This is a genomic window from uncultured Brachybacterium sp., assembly GCF_947500705.1.
In the GTDB taxonomy this organism is placed as follows: domain Bacteria; phylum Actinomycetota; class Actinomycetes; order Actinomycetales; family Dermabacteraceae; genus Brachybacterium.
The window spans coordinates 79,202-97,255 of the sequence record NZ_CANMSY010000003.1 but is presented as its reverse complement, the minus strand read 5'-3'; the positions used below and the strand labels follow the sequence as shown (position 1 = coordinate 97,255).

Here is an 18,054-nt window from a genome sequence, read left to right as displayed (position 1 = left end):
CCGCGGCGGAACTACGCGGTCGTGCCCTCGCTGAGGGCACGGCGGTGGCGCACCAGCGCCCCGGCCAGCCCCAGCGCGAGCCCGAGGATCAGCCAGCCGATGAGCCACTGCAGATCACCGGCAGGGTCGATCCAGCCGCCGCCGATCGCACCGCGGAAGGCGTCCACGGCATGGGTCATCGGCAGATACGGGTGGATGACCTGGAAGAACTTCGGCAGGGTCGGGGTCGGATAGGTGCCGCCCGCGCCCGAGATCTGCAGCGCGATCAGCACCAGCGCCACGAACTTCCCGACCGGGCCGAACAGCGCCCCGAAGCCGTGGTTCAGCGCCACGAACACGGTTGAGGTCAGGGCCGCGATCCCCAGCACCAGCGGCAGATTCGCCATCTCGATACCGACGGCCAGATGCAGCGTCCCCACCGCGATCGCGGTCTGCACCAGGCCCAGCAGGAGCGCAGGCACCAGGCCACCGGCCAGCAGCCCCAGCGGTCCGGTGCCCCGGGTCGCGGCCCGCTCGGAGAACGGCGGCATCATCAGGAAGATCGCCATGCCACCCACCCAGAGGCTGATCGACAGGAACAGCGGCGTGAGCCCCTCCCCGAAGCGGTCCAGGCCGTGCGCGCGCTCGAAGCTCATCTGCACCGGATCCGCGGCCACCTCCGAGAGCTGCTCACCCTCGGCGTCGGAATAGGTCGGGACCTGCTCCTCCGCCTCGTCCAGCCCGTCGCGCAGCTCGGTGGAGCCGTCGGCGAGCTGCCCGGCACCGTCGTCGAGCGTCACCGCTCCGTCCGCTAGGTCGTCGGCGCCCTGGTCAGCGCGACCCGCGCCGTCGGCCAGCGTCTGTGTGCCGGCCTCGAGCTCGCCGGCACCATCGGCGAGACGGCGCGCACCGGTCTCTGCCTCGGAGGCGCCGTCGGCCAGCTGAGAGGCGCCGCCTGCGAGCTCCTCGGTGCCGCCGCTGAGCTGCTCCGCCCCGGAGCGCGCGGTGCCCACCCCATCGGTGTAGCCGGTGACCCCGCTGGCGAGGCTCTCGGCGCCGCTGCTCGCAGTTCCGGAGGCGGCGGCGAGACGTTCGGCGCCGCTGGAGACCTCTTGAGCGCCGGTGTTCAGGCGGTGCACGTCCTCGGCTCCCTGCTCGAGCGCGGAGTAGGCCTCCGGCAGGGCGGCGGCGGCCGTGCGGGCCTGCTCGGAGAGATCGCCGGCCAGCTGGGAGGCGTCAGACCCCTGGTCCGGGGAGGATGCAGCGGTGACGGCATCGTTCCGCAGGGTCGTCAGGTCCCGGTCGAGGGAGGTGGCGCCCTCGGCCAGGGGGCCGGTGGCGTCGGTGAGGGTGGCGGTGCCCTCTGCCAACGTGGAGGTGGTGGTGGTGAGGCCCTCGAGATAGGGCACCAGGGAATCCGCCGCCTCGGTCATGCCGGAGGTGTCGCCCGCGAAGGTGCTCGAGGTCTCGGCCGCGATGGCGGCGGTGCGGTCCGCCTCGCCGGCGTCCTCCAGGGAGGTGGAGGCGTCCTCGCGCACCGCGGAGGAGGAGTCCGTGATCCCGGTGAGCTCCTCGCAGAAGGCGGCGTCGGCGCCGGAGTCCGCGCAGCGGGCGGCGAGATCATCCACTGCTTCGGTGTAGTCGCGGGTGCTCTGCTCGGAGGTGCCGGCGCTCTCTGCGGCGGTGCCCGTGGCCTGCTGCGTGGTCTGCACCTCGGTATCCAGCGCGGTGGCATCCTCGCCGATGGTGGCCGCGCCGTCCTGCAGGGTGCGGGCGTCGGTGGTGCGGTCCTCGGTGTCGCGGGCGAGGGTCTGCGCGGACTCGTCCAGACCGTCGGCGGTCTCATCGACGGTGGCGGCCGCGCCGGAGAGAGTGCCGGCGTCGGTCACCGGGGTCTTGAGGCGCTCGGGCAGATCCGTGGCCGCCCCCTCGAGTGTGTCGATGGCGGTGATCAGGTCCTCGCTGGTGCGCTGGACGCCCTGCTCATCCACGCCCAGCTCCCGGACCCGCTGCCAGGCCGCGCCGACTGTCTCGTCGAGCTGCTGGGTGCCGTCGGCGACCTGGCCCGCTCCGCCGGCGAGGTCGGAGGCGCCGGTGGCGAGCTGAGTGGTGCCGTCGGCGAGACTCCGGGCACCAGTGCGCAGCGGCTGCCCGTTCTCGTCGAGGGCGACCAGGCCGCGGCTGAGCCGCCCGGCCCCACCGTTCAACTCCTGCGCACCCTGCTCGAGGGTGCCGGCGCCGTTGCTGAGCTGGTCCAGGCCCACCACCAGTTCGAGCTCGCCCGCATGGAGCGTGGTGGCGCCGGTGCTCAGCTCCTCCGCGCCCGCGGCGAGCTCTCCGGTGCCCTCGGCCAGGGTGCTGCTGCCGGTGACCAGCTCGCCGGTGCCGTCGTGGAGATCGCTGGCGCCGTCGGCGAGCTCCTCCGCACCCTCTGCGGCCTCGGCCACTCCGTCATGGATGCTCGTGAACCCCACGTAGATGTTCCCGAGGTATTCCTCGAGCACGCTCGCGCGCAGGGCCTCGGTGAGCGCTGTGCCGACGGATTTGGTGAAGTTGCCGCCCACATAGTTCACCGAGTCGTTCGTGGTGACCGTGAGCAGGGCGGGGGCCGCCTGCTCGGCGTCGCCGCCGAGGGAGGCGACATGCGCGGAGAAGTCGGAGGGGATCGCGATGCTCGCCCCGTAGGTGCCGTCCTCCAGACCGCGCTGCGCCTCGGCGGGGGAGACCTTCACGAAGTGGAACACCGTCTCCTTGTCCATCTCGAGCAGGGTGTCGGTGAACTCCGCGCCCACGTCGAGCTGGGTCTGTTCGCCGTCGGTCGTGGTGGTGGTCGCGCCTTCGTCCTCGTCCACCACTGCGGCGGTGATCTGCTCAAGGCTGCCGCTGGGGTCGCGGAAGGACCAGGTCATGGTGCCGGAGTAGATGACCGGGACCAGTGCCAGCCCCACCACGAACAGCGCCGCGATCGGCTTCTTCCACTCGCCCGGCAGCAGCGCGAGCGCGCCGCGGCCGGCGGTGGAGGTGCCGCGACCGACCGCGCCGAGGCCCCGGCCGATGAGGCTGACCGTGGTGCCCACCGCGGCCCGGATGGCCGAGACCGCACCGACCGCGGCCTCGCGCACGGCGGTCAGGGCGGCGAGGAGCACAGAGAGGAGCGCAGAGAGGAATCGCATCACGGCGGCGACGATACATCCGTGTATCGAGATACGTTACTGATCGGTAACAAGTGTGGTGCAGTAGACGCGACGGCCGCCGCGGGTTCGGGTTCGGGTGCGAAAGCGGGTGCGGGCGTCCGAGGTCCCCGGGGAGCGCGGCGAGAGCCGGGCACCTGCGTCCTCCACGGTTCAACCGGGCAGCTGCACCACCCACGGCTCGCGCGGCAGCCCGGCCGGATCCCAGCGCTCGAGCACGTCGGCCGCGGTGCGGCAGCCGGCCAGTCCCAGCGAGTCCCCGATCCGGCCGACCACCTCCGCGACGCTCTCCCCCTGTGCATAGCGGTCCCGCAGGGTTACCGCACCGTCGCGCTTGGCGAGCCGGGCTCCTTCGTCGTTCACGGCGAGCGGGACGTGGGCGTAGCTCGGCTCCGGCACTCCGAGCAGCTGTGCGAGGTACGCCTGGCGGGGCGCGGAGCTGAGCAGGTCGTCCGCCCGGACCACCTGGTCCACCCCGGCCGCGGCGTCATCGACCACCACCGCGAGGTTGTAGGCCACCACGCCGTCTCCGCGCCGCAGCACCAGGTCATCGACCGTTCCGGTCACCTCGCCTGCCCACAGATCGCGGACCGTCCACACGGGTGCCAAAGCACGCAGGCGCAGTGCGGGCTCTCGTCGCAGCTCCCGCATCCGCTGCCGTCCCTGCTCGCGGGCGGCGGGGGAGAGGTCCCTGCAGGTGCCGGGATAGGCGCCGGGCGGGGCGTGCGGTGCGCTCGGCGCCTCGAGGATCTCCCGGCGCGTGCAGTAGCACTCGAACACCAGGGAGTGCGCCTCGAGGTGGGCGATGGCCTCCGAGTACGCCGCACCTCGCGCGGACTGCCGCACCACCTCGCCGTCCCAGTCCAGGCCCAGCGCGACGAGATCCTCCAGCTGGCGCTGCTCGGACCCCTCGCGCACCCGGTCCAGATCCTCCACCCGCAGGCGGAAGGCACGCCCGGTGCGACGAGCGAGCGCCCAGGCGAGGATCGCGGTGCGCAGGTTCCCCAGGTGCAGGTCGCCGCTGGGGGAGGGGGCATACCGGCCCGCGCCGGGCAGGATCGGGTCAGCAGGCATGCATGACAGTCTAGGAAGCGGGCCGCACCAGCAGCACATCATCCGCGCGACCGCCGGGCACCGCGCGCTGCGGAGGAGCGGGAAGGAAGCCCAGCCGCGCGGCGAGCGAGCGCGAGGGACGGTTGCGGGCGGCGGTCACCGCGACCACCTCCCGGCCGTGCGAGCCGCAGCGAGGATCGGCCAGCACGGCGCCCATCGCCTCGAAGGCCACGCCACGACCCATCGCTGCGGGATCCAGACGCCAGTAGGCGCTGAGCAGCGGTGGCCCGTCCGACTCGAGCAGGGAGAGCCCGACCACGCCGAGCAGCCCGGAGGGGAGGGAGGGGGAGGGGCCCGCCACGTCCCGAGCGCGCACCGAGAAGTACCCTCGCCCGTGCTGCTCCCAGTCCTGGACCCAGCGGGCGAGCACCCAGCGCATCTGGGCACGGTCGTCGAGCGGGGCGGTGGAGTCCTCGACGAAGGCCCGGGGGTCGGCGTGCAGGGTGAAGAGCTCCTCGAGCTCGGAACTCTCGACCGGCGTCAAGCGCAGCCGCGGGGTCAGGAGCCCGGAGGCGACAGGCCCGGACATGACAACAGCGCGGCGATCACCGTCCGGGGACGGGATCGCCGCGCTGTCGTTCACGGAATGCTCCGCGGTGCGCCGAGGCGCGGACTCAGGAGTCGCTGCGGTGGCTGCCGCGCTTCTCGTCATCGGCCGCGGAGGCGTCCAGGTCGGAATCGACCTTGACCTCCTTGGGCGTCACGTCGGAGGCGCGATCCTCGCCCTTCAGAGCGGAGGCCACGTCACCGGCGTCTGCCGAACCGACGGTGTCGGAGACGGTCGAGGAGTCGGACTCGTTCGCGGCAGAGGCCGGGTAGTGCGCACGGGCGAAATCGGCGGGCGGTGCCCACGGATCCTCGACCGGACGGGTCTTCTGCCAGACGACGTAACCGGCAGCGGCCCCCGCGGCGGCCAGACCCAGGATGAGCAGCACCTTGCCGGCACGGCTCTTCTTGGGCTGCGGCGTCGGCTCGAGGACGGCCGAGCGGATGCTGCCCTGACCCTTGTCGAGCTCCTTGCGGGCGGCGTCGACGGCCGCCTTCAGGACGGTACCGGTGGTCTCGGCGGTCTTGCGGGCGCGCGGGATGTAATCGTCCTGCACGTCGTGGCGAAGCTTGTCCGCACGCGGGCCGAGGTTCTGCGAGAACTTCTCGCCCTGGTCGCGGAGCCTGTCCGACTGCTCACGCAGCTTCTGCTGAGCCTCGGGCGCGTACTGGCCGTACAGATCGGTGGCACGGGTGCGAGCCTCGCGAGCGCCCTCAGACACCACAGGGCCCACCTGCGCGGCGAGCTTCTGCAGCTCCTCGACGGCCTTCTGGGCGTTCAGGCTGGTCGCGCTCGCGGCATCAGCCGTCTTCGCGGCCTGCTTCTTGGCCTTCTTGGCTTCCCGCTTGGTGGTCAACGCCATGGGGTTCCCCTCTCGGTCGAATCCGTCGGGTCGGGCCGACGGTGGTCCCTGGGCCCGGACAGCCGGTGGCTGTCACGAACCCGTGTGGCACAACTCTAACGCGAGCGAGTATGCACGCTCACAGCAGATGTGGAGAAGCAGGGGTGGACAGCCCCGTCCAGTCGGTCGGGAGCCCGGAGAGCCCGGCCGGCCAGGCACCCGCGCGCCCGCCCCCGTGTGGGAGGATGTCGCCATGTTCGCAACTCTTCACACCACTCACGGGGACATCCGCATGGAGCTGTTCCCGAACCATGCTCCCAAGACCGTCGAGAACTTCGTGGGCCTCGCCGAGGGCACCAAGGAGTTCTCCGATCCGGAGACCGGCGAGAAGGTCACCCGTCCGTTCTACGACGGCGTCATCTTCCACCGCATCATCTCCGGCTTCATGCTGCAGGGCGGCGACCCGCTGGGCACCGGCACCGGCGGCCCCGGCTTTAACTTCGATGACGAGATCTCGGAGAAGAACTTCAACGAGCCCTACGTGCTCGCGATGGCCAACGCCGGCAAGCGCCGCAACGCGCTGACCGGCAAGCCCTCCGGAACCAACGGTTCGCAGTTCTTCATCACCGTCGGCCCCACCCCGCATCTGCAGGGCAAGCACACCGTCTTCGGCCAGGTCGCCGACGAGGACTCCAAGAAGGTCGTCGACGCGATCGAGGGCGTCAAGACCGATATGCGCGACCGTCCCCTCGAGGATGTCGTCATCACCTCAGTGACCATCGAGAAGTGATCTGAGGGGCGCGCTGCAGCGTCCGCTCACCTACAACGCCGTCGGCGTCGTCGCAGTCCTGGCACTGGCCGGATGCGGCGGCGCCGACGGCGTCTCCGACGGCACGGCGCACGACCCCTCCGGCCGGTCCATCACCACGGTGTTCACGATCACCGTCACCTGCGCCTGAGCGCGTCAGCTGCCGATCACAGTGCCGAGCGCGGCACCGATCCCGTAGGTGACCAGCAGTGCGAGCAGTCCGCCGACGATCGTGCGGAGCGTCGCCCGGCCGGCCTGTGCCTGGCCGAGCCGTGCGCTGACCACTCCCAGCAGCGCGAGGGCGAGCACGACGGCGGTCATCGTGACCGGCAGGCGCCAGAGCGCCGGGGAGGCCAGGATCGCCAGCAGCGGGATCACGCCCCCGATCGCGAAGGAGACCAGCGAGGTGATCGCGGCGCCCCAGGGGGAGACCACCGCGTCGCCCTCCACCCCGTGGCGGAACCGGGTGTGGGCGTCCAGGGCATCGTGCCGTTCGAGCGAATCGGCGACGGACTCCACGACGTCCTCCGGGATCCCGCTCTCGGCCAGGGCATCGACCAGGAGACCGTGCTCGCGCCGGGGCTGCGCCGCGAGAGATGCGCGGGTGCGGGCGATGAGCGCGCGGTCGGTGTCGCGCTGGGTGGAGACGGAGACGTACTCACCCATCGCCATCGACAGGGCTCCGGCGACCAGTGCGGCGAGACCGGAGATCAGCAGCCAGCGGATATCTGCGGTGGCGCCGGCGACGCCCACGGCGAGACCAGCGACGGAGACGATGCCGTCATTCGCGCCGAGCACGCCGGCGCGCAACCGGTTCACCCGCTCTGAGCGGGAGGTGCGCTGCTGCTCGTGATCGGAGGGCGCGCGGACTGCTCCGGCCGGAGCGTCGGCGCGGTGGGAGCCGAGCGCGCCCGCGGGGATGACGGGGCGGTCGGAGGTGACGGCTCCGGCGGGAGTCTGGGAGTGTGAAGAGGTGGTGGGCGAAGGCGCGTCGACGAGGGTCATGGCCCCACTTTAGTTGTTTGGACTCAGTCCAGACAAGTGAGCTGAGGCTATCCTGACCTGCGGGAATGTAAGGCTAAGCTAAGTGGGACTGGCAAGCCTGTCGGTCCGTAAATCCGGTCCGTAAATTCGGTCCGCAAATCGCCGGATGGGGCCCGCAGGTCTCCCCGCGGGCCCGGTCGGCCTCGATGCTGTTTTCACGACCAGCCGCTATGTCGGGCTCGATACCAGCCCTGCTGTCGGCCTCGAAGTCAGCCCCGCTGTCCCTCCTGCCGCGCGGCGGTCGGGCGCTGCGCGGCAGCGGGGCGCGTGGGCCACCACATGCGATCACCGATCAGGGCGAACAGCGCCGGCACCAGCACGGTGCGCACCAGCAGGGTGTCCAGCAGCACGCCGAGGCCCACGATCAGGCCCAGCTGCCCGAGCACCACCAGCGGCAGCACGCCGAGCGCCGCGAACACCGCCGCGAGCACCACGCCCGCGCTGGTGATGACCACCCCGGTGGAGCCGACGGCCCGCACCATGCCCTGCGTGGTGCCATGCGTCGCCGCCTCCAGCCGGGCGCGATGGACCAGGAAGATCGTGTAGTCCACACCGAGCGCGACCAGGAAGAGGAAGGCCAGCAGCGGCACGGTGACGTCCAGCGCCGGGATGTCCAGCAGCAGCCGACCGGCCCAGAGGCCCAGCCCGATCGCGGCGACGGCGCTGGCGACGTTCACGGTGAGCAGCACCAGCGGAGCGATCACCGCCCGCAGCAGCACCATCAGCACGATCAGCACGACCGCGAGGATCATCGGCGCCACCACCAGCAGGTCACGGGTGGAGTCGGTGCGCACGTCCATGGCGCTCGCCGTGGTGCCGCCCACCAGGGCGTCGGCCCCGGCGAGGGAATGCAGCGCCTCGCGCAGGCCCGCGGCCTCCCGGACAGCTTCAGGAGATTCCGGGTTCGCGGTGCCGACGGCGGAGAGCACGGCCCAGCCCTCCGGCGTGGTGCCGCTGAGCGATGCGCGGTCGATGCCGGGCACGGACTCGGCGGTCTCGATCGCCGTGTCCGCCGTGCCCTCGCGCACCACGATCTGGTGCGGGGCGCTCTCCCCGGCACCGTAGTGCTCCGCCATCGCGGCGAAGCCGGTGGAGGACTCGTTCGCGGAGGCGAACTGCTCGTCCTGCGAGAGGCCGACACGGGTGCCGATCAGGCCGGTGGCCAGCACCGCCATCAGCGCCACGGAGACCACGGCGGCGATCGCCGGACGACGCGTGACGGCGCGGGCGACCTTCGCGAAGGGGCCGTGCTCGGCATCGTCCTTCCGGGTGGTTGCCTCCTCAGGCCTCGGGACGAAGGGCCAGAACACCCTGCGGCCCACGACGGCCAGCAGTGCGGTGAGCGGGAAGAGCACGGCGACCAGGGCGATGAGCAGGCCCGCGGCGGCGGCGATCCCGAGTCCGCGGGTGGCGGGCATGACGGCGGCCAGCAGGGTCATCAGCGCCAGCACCACGGTGATGTTGGAGGCGATGATCGCCGGGGCCGTGCGGATCCATGCGGTGGAAAGCGCCGCGCGATGATCGGTATGGCTGTGCAGCTCCTCGCGGTAGCGGGAGATCAGCAGCAGGGCGTAGTTGGTGCCCGCGCCGAACACGAGCACGCTGATCACGCCGGTGTCGAAGGCGAGGGAGAACTGCTCGCCGAGGGTGCTGGTCACCGCGCCTGCGGCGCCGTCCGCCAGGGCCACCACTGCGAGCGGCACCAGCCACAGCACGGGGGAGCGGTAGGTGAGCAGGAGCAGCACGGCGACCACGGCGATCGTCACCGTGAGCAGCGTGAAGTTCGCCCCGGCGAAGGCCCCGCGGATATCGGAGCCGACGGCGGGTCCGCCGGTGATCGAGACGGTGAGCTCGGCGGGGACGGAGGCGTCGGCCGCGGCCCGGAGGTCCGCGATCATCGCGTCGATCGTCTCCTTGTCGGCCTGGGAGTCGACGGTGGTCAAGACCAGGTCCGCCTCACCGTCCTCGGCGGGCATCGGTCCCATCGCGTCCCGACCGGAGACCTCGCTGAGATCGGTGCGCAGGGTCTCGATGGCGGCGGTGTCCTCGGCGGTCAGGGCTGTGCCGTCGGCCCGGGTGACCACGGCGAACACCGGCTGGTAGCGGTTGCCTTCCATGGTGCTCGCGATCGCCGCGGCGCGGGAGGACTCGGAGCTGCCCGGCAGAGCGTCCATCCCGGCGGCCGGACCGGCGCCGCGCATCCCGCCCATCACAGCCAGCAGCAGCACCACGAACACAGCGAGCACCGCCCAGGCGGAGCGACGGCCGGTCAGCAGGGTGGAGATCCGGGCGGCGAGGCGGCCGCCGTGCGCGACGGGGGCGTCGGCGGTGTTCACCGGAGCGGTCGCGGAGGAGTCGCCGGCCCGATGCCGGTGCAGGGATGGGGTGGGAGCGGGCACTGTGGTTCCTTCGAGAGAAGACCGCTGGTGGCGGCCGTGAGGTGGTCCCGGGTGGGTTGCTCTCCACGCTAGGGAGCGTGCAGCGCGAGCAGATCAACCTTTTGATGGATCCTCGGCTCCACCCCGCAGCGGCCATTACGCTCGCCTCATGACGCAGCGACACCTCGCCGGAGCCCGGATCCTCGCCCAGGGCCTGGTCGGGACGCCGCGCTGGGAGAGGCCCGTCGAGGTGGCCCGCGCCTTCGGAGCCCATCAGGGCCAGGACCTCGCGGGCGTGATGGCCTCCCTCGCCCTGCGGACCGGCGGCGACCTCCCCGCTGTGCTCGCGGCTTTCGACCGGGGCGAGATCGTGCGGGGCTATCCGATGCGCGGCACCGTCTTCGCCGTCGCCGCCGATTCCCTGGCCTGGCTCACCGAGCTCTGCGCCGTCGGCCCGCTCCGAGCGGCGATCTCCCGACGAGGGCAGCTCGAGCTCGAGGAGCACCACCTCGAACGGGCCCAGGCCGTGCTCGAGGAGATCGCCGGGGAGCACTCCGTGCCGGGCGCGGGCCGCGGGGTGCTGCGCAAGGAGCTGCTGGCGGCGTGGGAGGCCGCCGGGATCAGCACGAGCCAAGGACGCGGATACCACCTGCTCAGCGAGCTGATCTCCTTCGGGATCGCCGCCTACGGGCCCTGGCGGGAGGGGGAGACGGCCGTGGTGCTCGCGAAGTCCTGGCTACCGCCCGGCACCGACCTCGCGGGCGCCTTCAACGGTGAGGAGATCGCGGCCGTCGCGGAGCTCGCCCAGCGCTACTTCACCACCCACGGCCCCGCGGGGGAGCGGGACTTCGCGTGGTGGTCGAAGCTGCCGCTGGGGAAGATCCGCGCGGCGATGCCACTGCTCGGCGAGCAGCTCGAGGACGGGTATGCGGACCGGGACGGACGCCTGCATGCCACCTCCGATGCCGCCCGCGGGGGCGATGGCGAGATGCTGTGGTGGCGCCCGGGCTTGGCTGAGGAATACGCCGCCGCGGAGAAGGAGACCATGCGCGAGCTGCTGCTGCCCGGCTTCGACGAGCTCGTGCTCGGCTACCGCGACCGCCTCTTCCTCATGGACCAGGAACGACACCACGCCCTGGTCCCCGGCAACAACGGAGTGTTCAAGCGAGCTGCCGTGCGCCGCGGCGAGGTGGTGGGGGTCTGGTCCCGCAAGGGGTCGGCCGGGAAGCGGAAGCTCGTGCTCGAGGAGCAGCGGCCGGTGAGCGAGACGCAGCGGGCCCGCTTCGAGAAGCTCTTCGCCGCGTTCCCCTACACGGCTGCGTGAGCGCCGGGCCGCTCACTCGGCCGCGCTCCAGGTGAGCGTGATGGAATAGCCCCCATGGAACGACCCAGCTACGGCTACAGCGCCGAGGACTCCCCGGAACCGCAGGCCCAGCCGGTCTGTCCCCGCCACCCCGACCGGGTGAGCTACGTGCGCTGCAAGCGCTGCGAGCGCCCGGCCTGCCCTGACTGCCAGCGGCCCACCCCGGTGGGCGTGCTCTGTGTGGACTGCGAGCGCGAACTGTCCCGGCAGCAGGCCTCGACCCGGCCCCGCAACGCGATGGGCGGCGGGATGGGGAAGAACACCCCGTACGTCACCTACACGCTGATCGGCCTGAACGTGCTGGTCTATCTCGGGCAGATGCTCGCACCGCAGATCGTGGAGCAGCTGGGACTCTTCGCCCCCTTCCGCGCCGTGTTCATGCCCTGGACCTTCTTCACCGCGGGCTTCCTGCACGGCGGCATCCTGCACCTGGCGCTGAACATGTACGCGCTGTGGATCGTGGGGCAGTACCTCGAACGGACCCTCGGCCATGTGCGCTACTCAGCGGTCTACCTGGTCTCGGTGCTCGGCGGGCACACCGCCGTGTACCTGCTCGCCGATCCGCTCGGACAGGCCTGGTACACCGGCACCCTCGGAGCCAGCGGCGGGGTGTTCGGCCTGTTCGCAGCAATGTTCATCACCAACCGCCGGATGGGCCGACAATCGGCGCAGATCCTGGTGCTGATCGCCCTGAACCTCGTCATCACCTTCACCATCCCCAACATCTCCTGGCAGGGTCACCTGGGCGGCCTGGTGCTCGGCGCGGCGGTCACCGCCGGGATGTTCGCGCTGCGCCCCAAGGCGACGCCCGGCGCAGACCGCCAGGCCCTGGCCCGGCGGTCCGCGCTGGTGCACTCGGCGGTGGTCGCCGGCGCGACGCTGCTGTGCGTGGTGGTCATCGTCGTCAAGACGCTGACGGTGATGACGCTCTGAGTCCAGGCGCCCAGGCGACGGGCGCGGTGCGGGGGCGAGAACGGTGCGGAGGGCGAGAACGGGCTGGAGCGGCGCAGGAGCGGCTCCGGCCCGTTTCGTCTGTGCCCGACGGCCGCAGGCGCTCGTCGGCTGGAGTCCCGCTATCACGGATCTCCCGGCTCCGAGACCCTGCCGAGGAACTACAACAGTGTGGTTTTCCCCAGTTGTGGACGGAATTGGGGATAACTCTGCGGATGGTTGGGGATGACCGGAGCGTGCTGTGGATAACTCGGCATGGGGTGTGGACAGCTGGTGGGGACAGCCCATGAGGGCCGAGACTTTCCCACACTGCAGAGCTCGCAGACGAGAGGCCGCAGCCTGCGGAAACGTCTCTCGAGGCAAAGGGAGTGGCTCATCCCATATTTCCTGCTGGGCAGATGACCTGCAGGAATGCCGGAAAGGCACCGGCGCTGGGCGGTTCGTCGTGCGCGAGGAGGAAAGGCGATCCCGTCCCGCTCACTGCGCTGCGACACGCCCGGCAAGTCCGCTGTACCTGCAGAACTACACGTCTGTCATTCCTCCACGTCTGTGGAAAACATTGTGGATAACTCGAGAGGGCGGGTGCCGAAGAGGCCTTTTCCCACCGCTGCGCATGGTCATGCCCACGTTGTGCACAGTCGGGAGGCGGGAGTGCTCCCCACTCCCCACAGGCCTTGACAGGAGGCCCGGGATCAGTGTTCGGTGCCGCCTGCGACGCGATCGTCGACGTCTGTGCGCAGCGCGACCTCGACCATCCGTGCCAGTGCCCGGGCGGTGGTGGGGGCGTCGAGGACCGCGGCTTCCGGGACGTGGATGAAGCCGCCTCGGACCCCCGCGAGCTCCGGGTCGGTCGCCAGCAGATGCTGCAGCGTGTAGAAGACGTCATTGCACACATAGGTGCCTGCCGTCTGCGAGACCGAGCCCGGAACGGCGTCGACCGTGAGGGCTGCGACCATCGCCTTGATCGGCAGGCTGGAGAAGTACCCGACCGGTCCGCCCGCCACCACGGGCTCGTCGACCGGGCTCGCCCCGGCGTTGTCCGGTATCCGGGCATCGCGCACGTTGACCGCGATCCGCTCCGGGGTGATGCCGGTGCGTCCGGCGGCGAGGCCGACCGCGATCGCGAGCGAGGGGCGGTGCTCGTGCAGCGCCGCGGCGAGCAGCTCCCCGGCGTGACCGAACTCGACCGGGAGCTCGAGGATCTCCACCGTGAGGCCCGCCGAGTGCAGCTGCGGTGCGGCCAGGCGCACCGCCTCCCAGGACTCGTTGACCGCCGCTCCATCGAAGGGGGCGAAACCGGTCAGCAGCACGTCTGTGGTCATGAGGACAGCCTAGGCACCGGCCGAGAGTATTCAGAGGCCAGGAACCTGGTCTGCCTCTATTCTGTGCCGGTGACGACTCACCCCGGCCTCGTGATCCTCCACCCGCCCTTCGGCCTCGTGCTGCGCGCCGGCGCACTCACCCTGCGCCCGCTCGCCGATGCGGACCTGCCGGAGTACGCCGCCCTGCTGCGTCGGCCGATCTTCGAGGATCCGGAGTCCCCGGCGATGTTCTGGTGGTACCAGGAGCAGCCTGAGGTGCGGGTGCGCAATGCGCTGAGCTTCCAGTGGCGGCTGCGCAGCGGGATCTCGCCGGAGGAATGGACACTGCCGCTCGGGACCTGGGCGGGCGGCCGGCTGATCGGCTGCCAGGACCTCTCGGCCGTGCGTTTCGCCGAGCGGCGCACCGTCACCTCCGGCTCCTGGCTGACGCTCGATGCCCACGGCAAGGGCTACGGCACACTGATGCGCCAGGCGATGCTGGTGCTCGCCTTCGACCACCTCGGGGCGAGGCGCGCGGAGTCCTCCGCCGCGGTCGGGAATGACGCCTCCTTCGGTGTCTCCCGCGCCTGCGGGTACGCCGAGGATGGCACCCGCATGTCCACCCTGCCCGGCCGGGTCGTGCTCGAGCAGCGGTTCCTGGTGACCCCCGAGACCTTCCGTCGGCCGAGCGCGCCGGTCCAGGTCGAGGGCGTGACCGACCAGCTGCGGGTGATGCTCGGGGCGTGACCTCGGCTCACATCGAGTCCTGCCACGCCTGGTAGAGCGCCGCGAAGCGGCCGCCTGCGGCGACCAGCTCGGTGGGGGAGCCGTCCTCGACCACCTCGCCGCCGTGCACCACCAGCACCCGGTCCGCGATCATCACGGTGGTCAGGCGGTGGGCGATGATCAGCGAGGTGCGATGGCCGAGCAGCTTCGTCAGCCCCTCCTGCACCATCCGCTCCGAGGGGATGTCCAGCGAGCTGGTGGCCTCGTCGAGGATCAGCACCCGCGGATCGGCGAGGAAGGCTCGGGCGAAGGAGATCAGCTGCCGCTGCCCGGCGCTGACCCGGCCGCCGCGCTTGTTCACGTCGGTGTCGTAGCCGTAGGGGAGCTTCTCGATGAAGGCGTCGGCCCCGATGGCGCGGGCCGCGGCCTCGATCTCCTCGCGGCTCGCGCCGGGCTTGCCGAGCGCGATGTTGTCCGCGACGGTGCCGGAGAACAGGTACGCCTCCTGGGTGACCATCACGATGTTGCGCGTGAGGTCCTTCATCGAGATGTCCCGCAGGTCCACGCCGTCCAGCGTCACCCGCCCCTCGGTGGTGTCGTAGAAGCGGGCGATGAGCTTGGCGACCGTGGACTTCCCGGCGCCCGTCTGGCCCACCAGGGCGATCGTCTGCCCGGCGGGGATGTGCAGGTCCAGCGGCTGGAGCACCAGCGGACCGTCCTCGGAGTAGCGGAAAGCGACGCGTTCGAAGTCCACCTGCCCGCTCGAGGTGGGCAGCGCGGTGGGGGTGCGGGACTCCTTCACATGCGGCTGCACCGCGAGGAGGTTCGCGATCTTCTCGAGCGCCGCGACGGCGGACTGGAAGGCGTTGTAGAAGTTCGCGATCTCGTCCACCGGCTGGAAGAACCGGCGCGAGTACAGCACCAGTGCCACCAGCACGCCCACCTGCAGGTCGCCGTTCAGCACCCGGAACCCGCCCACCACCAGCACCGCGGCGATGGTGACGTTCGCGAGCACGCGCAGCGCCGGCTGATAGATGCCGAAGACGTTGATCGAGCGCAGCGAGGCGTCGCGGTAGTCCTGGGCGAGGCGGTCGAACTCCGCCTGGTTGCGGTCCTCCTTGCGGAAGGCCTTCACCGCGCGGATCCCGGCCATCGCCTCGACGAAGTGGACGATCAGCCGCGCCGAGTGGGTGCGGATCGCGCGGTACTCGATGCGGGAGCGCTTCTGGAACCACACGGTCAGCGCCACGCAGGGGATCAGCATCAGCAGCATCACCAGGCCGGTCACCGGGTCCATGGTCACGATCAGCACGATCGTGAACACCATCGACAGGGAGGCGCCGACCATGACGTTCACGCCCGAGTCCAGCAGCTCGCGCAGCGCCTCCATGTCGGAGGTCTGGCGGGAGACGATCCGCCCCGAGGTGTAGGACTCGTGGAACTCGAGGTCCTGCTTCTGGGTGAAGCGGAAGACCTTGCGGCGCAGGGCCAGCAGCATCTTCTGGCCGACGACGACCGACTGACGCACATACCCGTAGGTCAGCACGCCGCCGACGATCGCGGCGCCGACGGCGAGCGCAGCCGCCTGGTAGGCCGGGGTGGAGTCGCCCGCCATGAGGGAGGGCAGGCCGTGGTCGATGCCCCAGGCGATGATCGCGGGCCCGGCCACGACCGCCAGCTGCGCGATGACGACCATGATCGCCATGACGACGAACTGACCCTTGACCGGGGAGATCAGCTCGCCGAGCAGGGCGAAGGAGCGCTGCCGGGACGCCGTGTTCTCCTCGGCGGTGTAGGACTGCTGCTCCGGATCGTTCTGGTCCGGCTTCTGGCCCGGCTGCGGGTTCTTGACGGCGTCGGTGCTCATCGGCCCTCCTCCTGGATCGCGCGGAGCTCGAGCTCCCCGGTGAGAGTCTCGATGTCCTGGTCGCGGCGTCGCTCCTCCTCCTGATGGGCGATCACCCAGCGGTAGCGGGCGGAGCTCGCCATCAGCTCGGTGTGGGTGCCGACGTCGACCACCCGCCCGCCGTCCAGCAGCGCGACCCGATCGGCGAGCGCGACGGTCGAGCTGCGGTGGGCGACGATGAGCGTGGTGGTGCCCTTGAGCACCTCGCGCAGGCGCTCGGTGACGGTCTCCTCGGTCTTGGTGTCCAGGGCCGAGAGCGGGTCGTCCAGCAGCAGCACCGCGGGTCTGGCCGCGATCGAGCGGGCCAGGGCCAGGCGCTGGCGCTGCCCACCGGACAGGCTCATCCCCTCCTCGCCGATGCGGGTGTCCACACCCTCGGGCAGCTCGTAGGCGAAGGTCGCGTCGGCCGTGCGCAGCGCGAGGTGCAGCAGCTCCTCGGCCTGCTCCGCGCTGAGCGCGGCGTCGGCCCCCAGCAGCACGTTGTCCCGCACCGAGTCGGAGAACAGGGTGGCGTCCTCGAAGGCGACGGCGGTGAGGCTGCGCAGATCGGTGAGGTCCATGTCGCGGATGTCGACCCCGTCGATGGAGATCGTGCCGGAGGTGACGTCATACAGCCGCGGCACCAGCTGCAGCAGGGTGGACTTGCCGCTGCCGGTCACGCCCACCAGGGCCATGGTCTCGCCCGGGAGGATCTCGAGGCTCGCACCGTCGAGGACGTCCGGCACATGCTCCGGAGCGTCCTCGTAGCGGAAGTGCACGTCCTGAAGCCGCACCGCACCGGTCGCGCCAGACGGATCGATGCGGGCCGGGGATTTCGGAGAGGTGATGGTGTTCTCGGAATCCATCACCTCGTAGTGACGGTCCAGAGCGGTGGTCGCGTTCACGGCCTGGCCCAGCAGCATCCCCAGCATCCGCACCGGTCCCACCACCAGGGTGGCGGTCGCGAAGTAGGAGGCGAGCTGGCCGGTGGAGATGTCTCCCGAGGCGGTGAGATGCAGACCCACCAGCAGCGCCACGCCGAGCGCGAGCTCGGGCAGCATGAACATGAACATGTCGAAGCGCGCGATCGCGGTGGCCTTGCGCACTTCGGTGCGGCGCAGCTCCTCGGCCTGCTCGGTGAAGCCCTCGAGGGCCGACGGGCCGCGGCCGAAGGCCTTGAGCACGCGGATGCCCTGGACCGACTGCTCGATCGTGGTGGCCAGGTCGCCGTTCTGGTCCTGCGAGAGGCGGGAGAGCACGGAGAAGCTGCGGTTGAAGCGGTAGGCGATGATCGCCACCGGCACCGCGGCGAGGAAGAAGATCAGCGCCAGGATCGCGGAGGAGCGGATCAGCAGCGCCATGCCCACGGTGATCGTGACGACGTTGGTGACGGCCATGATCATGCCGAAGGCGATCCAGCGGCGGATCTGGTTGATGTCGGTCATCATCCGCGAGAGCAGCTGACCGGAGCCCCAGCCGTCGTGGAAGGTGACCGGCATGTGCTGGACGCGGCGGTAGAAGCTCACCCGGATCTGCTTCTCGACCATGGTCGAGGGCGCGACGGCGAAGGTGCGGCGCAACCAGATCAGGGACGCCTCGACGATGCCGAGGGCCAGCACGATCGCGCCGCCGGTCCAGATGGTGGCGCCGGTGGCATCGACCTCCAGGCGGTTGACGATGAATTCGAGGACCTGCGGGATCATCAGCGCGACGATCGATGCCGTCATGGCGCTGAGCAGGCCCAGATAGAGGCGGAAGCGGATCGGACGGACCGTCTGCCAGAGACGGCGCATGGTGCCGAGCATGGGGGGAGAGAACCTCGGGGGAATCGGGAGGGCCCGACGTTCGGACCGGAGGCTTAGCTTAGTCAACTATCTCCACGATGGACAGTGGTTAAGCGCGTCCCGCTGAGGCGGAACCAGTGTCG

At 70.8% G+C, this 18,054-nt stretch carries 13 protein-coding genes; 4 read left to right on the top strand and 9 right to left on the bottom strand.

Features of this window, described 5'->3' with window-relative positions; translation table 11 throughout:
- Positions 1 to 11 precede the first annotated feature (11 nt).
- From Q0937_RS06605 to Q0937_RS06590, 4 genes are all read right to left on the bottom strand, one after another.
- On the bottom strand, positions 12 to 3,152 hold the full coding sequence (locus tag Q0937_RS06605) for a YhgE/Pip domain-containing protein (protein WP_299301238.1): 3,141 nt from the start codon (positions 3,150 to 3,152) through the stop codon (positions 12 to 14).
- 171 nt (positions 3,153 to 3,323) lie between these two features.
- The gene (gene gluQRS, locus Q0937_RS06600; protein WP_299301235.1) at positions 3,324 to 4,244 is read right to left on the bottom strand and encodes a tRNA glutamyl-Q(34) synthetase GluQRS; all 921 of its coding nucleotides are present in this window, start codon (positions 4,242 to 4,244) and stop codon (positions 3,324 to 3,326) included.
- Positions 4,245 to 4,254: 10 nt separating this feature from the next.
- Positions 4,255 to 4,866, bottom strand: a complete 612-nt coding sequence (locus Q0937_RS06595; protein WP_299301232.1) for a GNAT family N-acetyltransferase — start codon at positions 4,864 to 4,866, stop codon at positions 4,255 to 4,257.
- Between the two features lie 31 nt (positions 4,867 to 4,897).
- The gene (locus Q0937_RS06590; RefSeq protein ID WP_299301229.1) at positions 4,898 to 5,692 is read right to left on the bottom strand and encodes a hypothetical protein; all 795 of its coding nucleotides are present in this window, start codon (positions 5,690 to 5,692) and stop codon (positions 4,898 to 4,900) included.
- A 232-nt stretch (positions 5,693 to 5,924) separates the two neighbouring features.
- On the opposite strand from Q0937_RS06590, the gene Q0937_RS06585 reads away from it, so the two are divergent.
- Positions 5,925 to 6,461 carry a peptidylprolyl isomerase gene (locus tag Q0937_RS06585; RefSeq protein WP_299301226.1) on the top strand — a complete coding sequence of 179 codons (537 nt, stop codon included), beginning with the start codon at positions 5,925 to 5,927 and terminating at the stop codon, positions 6,459 to 6,461.
- Positions 6,462 to 6,635: 174 nt separating this feature from the next.
- Here Q0937_RS06585 and Q0937_RS06580 read toward each other — a convergent pair whose 3' ends face one another.
- Together Q0937_RS06580 and Q0937_RS06575 are read right to left on the bottom strand one after the other, a co-directional pair.
- A complete protein-coding gene (locus Q0937_RS06580) occupies positions 6,636 to 7,484 on the bottom strand; it encodes a VIT family protein (RefSeq protein WP_299301222.1) in 849 nt (282 codons plus the stop codon).
- A gap of 248 nt (positions 7,485 to 7,732) precedes the next feature.
- Positions 7,733 to 9,922 carry an MMPL family transporter gene (locus tag Q0937_RS06575; RefSeq protein ID WP_299301220.1) on the bottom strand — a complete coding sequence of 730 codons (2,190 nt, stop codon included), beginning with the start codon at positions 9,920 to 9,922 and terminating at the stop codon, positions 7,733 to 7,735.
- 148 nt (positions 9,923 to 10,070) lie between these two features.
- Here Q0937_RS06575 and Q0937_RS06570 point away from each other — a divergent pair, with 148 nt between their 5' ends.
- Both Q0937_RS06570 and Q0937_RS06565 read left to right on the top strand, forming a co-directional pair.
- Positions 10,071 to 11,225, top strand: a complete 1,155-nt coding sequence (locus Q0937_RS06570; protein ID WP_299301217.1) for a DNA glycosylase AlkZ-like family protein — start codon at positions 10,071 to 10,073, stop codon at positions 11,223 to 11,225.
- Between the two features lie 54 nt (positions 11,226 to 11,279).
- Positions 11,280 to 12,197 (top strand): rhomboid family intramembrane serine protease, encoded by a 918-nt coding sequence (locus Q0937_RS06565; RefSeq protein WP_299301214.1) that lies wholly within the window; start codon positions 11,280 to 11,282, stop codon positions 12,195 to 12,197.
- Between the two features lie 710 nt (positions 12,198 to 12,907).
- Here the strand turns inward: Q0937_RS06565 and Q0937_RS06560 are convergent.
- Positions 12,908 to 13,537 carry a pyroglutamyl-peptidase I gene (locus Q0937_RS06560; protein WP_299301211.1) on the bottom strand — a complete coding sequence of 210 codons (630 nt, stop codon included), beginning with the start codon at positions 13,535 to 13,537 and terminating at the stop codon, positions 12,908 to 12,910.
- Between the two features lie 69 nt (positions 13,538 to 13,606).
- On the opposite strand from Q0937_RS06560, the gene Q0937_RS06555 reads away from it, so the two are divergent.
- On the top strand, positions 13,607 to 14,263 hold the full coding sequence (locus Q0937_RS06555) for a GNAT family N-acetyltransferase (RefSeq protein ID WP_299301208.1): 657 nt from the start codon (positions 13,607 to 13,609) through the stop codon (positions 14,261 to 14,263).
- A 7-nt stretch (positions 14,264 to 14,270) separates the two neighbouring features.
- On the opposite strand, the gene Q0937_RS06550 is transcribed toward Q0937_RS06555, so the two are convergent.
- Both Q0937_RS06550 and Q0937_RS06545 read right to left on the bottom strand, forming a co-directional pair.
- A complete protein-coding gene (locus tag Q0937_RS06550; RefSeq protein WP_299301206.1) occupies positions 14,271 to 16,109 on the bottom strand; it encodes an ABC transporter ATP-binding protein in 1,839 nt (612 codons plus the stop codon).
- On the bottom strand, positions 16,106 to 17,932 hold the full coding sequence (locus tag Q0937_RS06545; protein WP_299301203.1) for an ABC transporter ATP-binding protein: 1,827 nt from the start codon (positions 17,930 to 17,932) through the stop codon (positions 16,106 to 16,108). Before Q0937_RS06545 ends, Q0937_RS06550 begins: the two co-directional genes overlap by 4 nt.
- Between the last annotated feature and the right edge of the window lie 122 nt (positions 17,933 to 18,054).

Coding starts and splice junctions, on each gene's coding strand:
- Q0937_RS06550 (WP_299301206.1), bottom strand. CDS start 16,109: ATGAGCACCGACGCCGTCAAGAACCCGCAGCCGGGCCAGAAGCCGGAC.
- Q0937_RS06570 (WP_299301217.1), top strand. CDS start 10,071: ATGACGCAGCGACACCTCGCCGGAGCCCGGATCCTCGCCCAGGGCCTG.
- Q0937_RS06580 (WP_299301222.1), bottom strand. CDS start 7,484: ATGACCCTCGTCGACGCGCCTTCGCCCACCACCTCTTCACACTCCCAG.
- Q0937_RS06565 (WP_299301214.1), top strand. CDS start 11,280: ATGGAACGACCCAGCTACGGCTACAGCGCCGAGGACTCCCCGGAACCG.
- gluQRS (WP_299301235.1), bottom strand. CDS start 4,244: ATGCCTGCTGACCCGATCCTGCCCGGCGCGGGCCGGTATGCCCCCTCC.
- Q0937_RS06590 (WP_299301229.1), bottom strand. CDS start 5,692: ATGGCGTTGACCACCAAGCGGGAAGCCAAGAAGGCCAAGAAGCAGGCC.
- Q0937_RS06605 (WP_299301238.1), bottom strand. CDS start 3,152: ATGCGATTCCTCTCTGCGCTCCTCTCTGTGCTCCTCGCCGCCCTGACC.
- Q0937_RS06560 (WP_299301211.1), bottom strand. CDS start 13,537: ATGACCACAGACGTGCTGCTGACCGGTTTCGCCCCCTTCGATGGAGCG.
- Q0937_RS06545 (WP_299301203.1), bottom strand. CDS start 17,932: ATGCTCGGCACCATGCGCCGTCTCTGGCAGACGGTCCGTCCGATCCGC.
- Q0937_RS06585 (WP_299301226.1), top strand. CDS start 5,925: ATGTTCGCAACTCTTCACACCACTCACGGGGACATCCGCATGGAGCTG.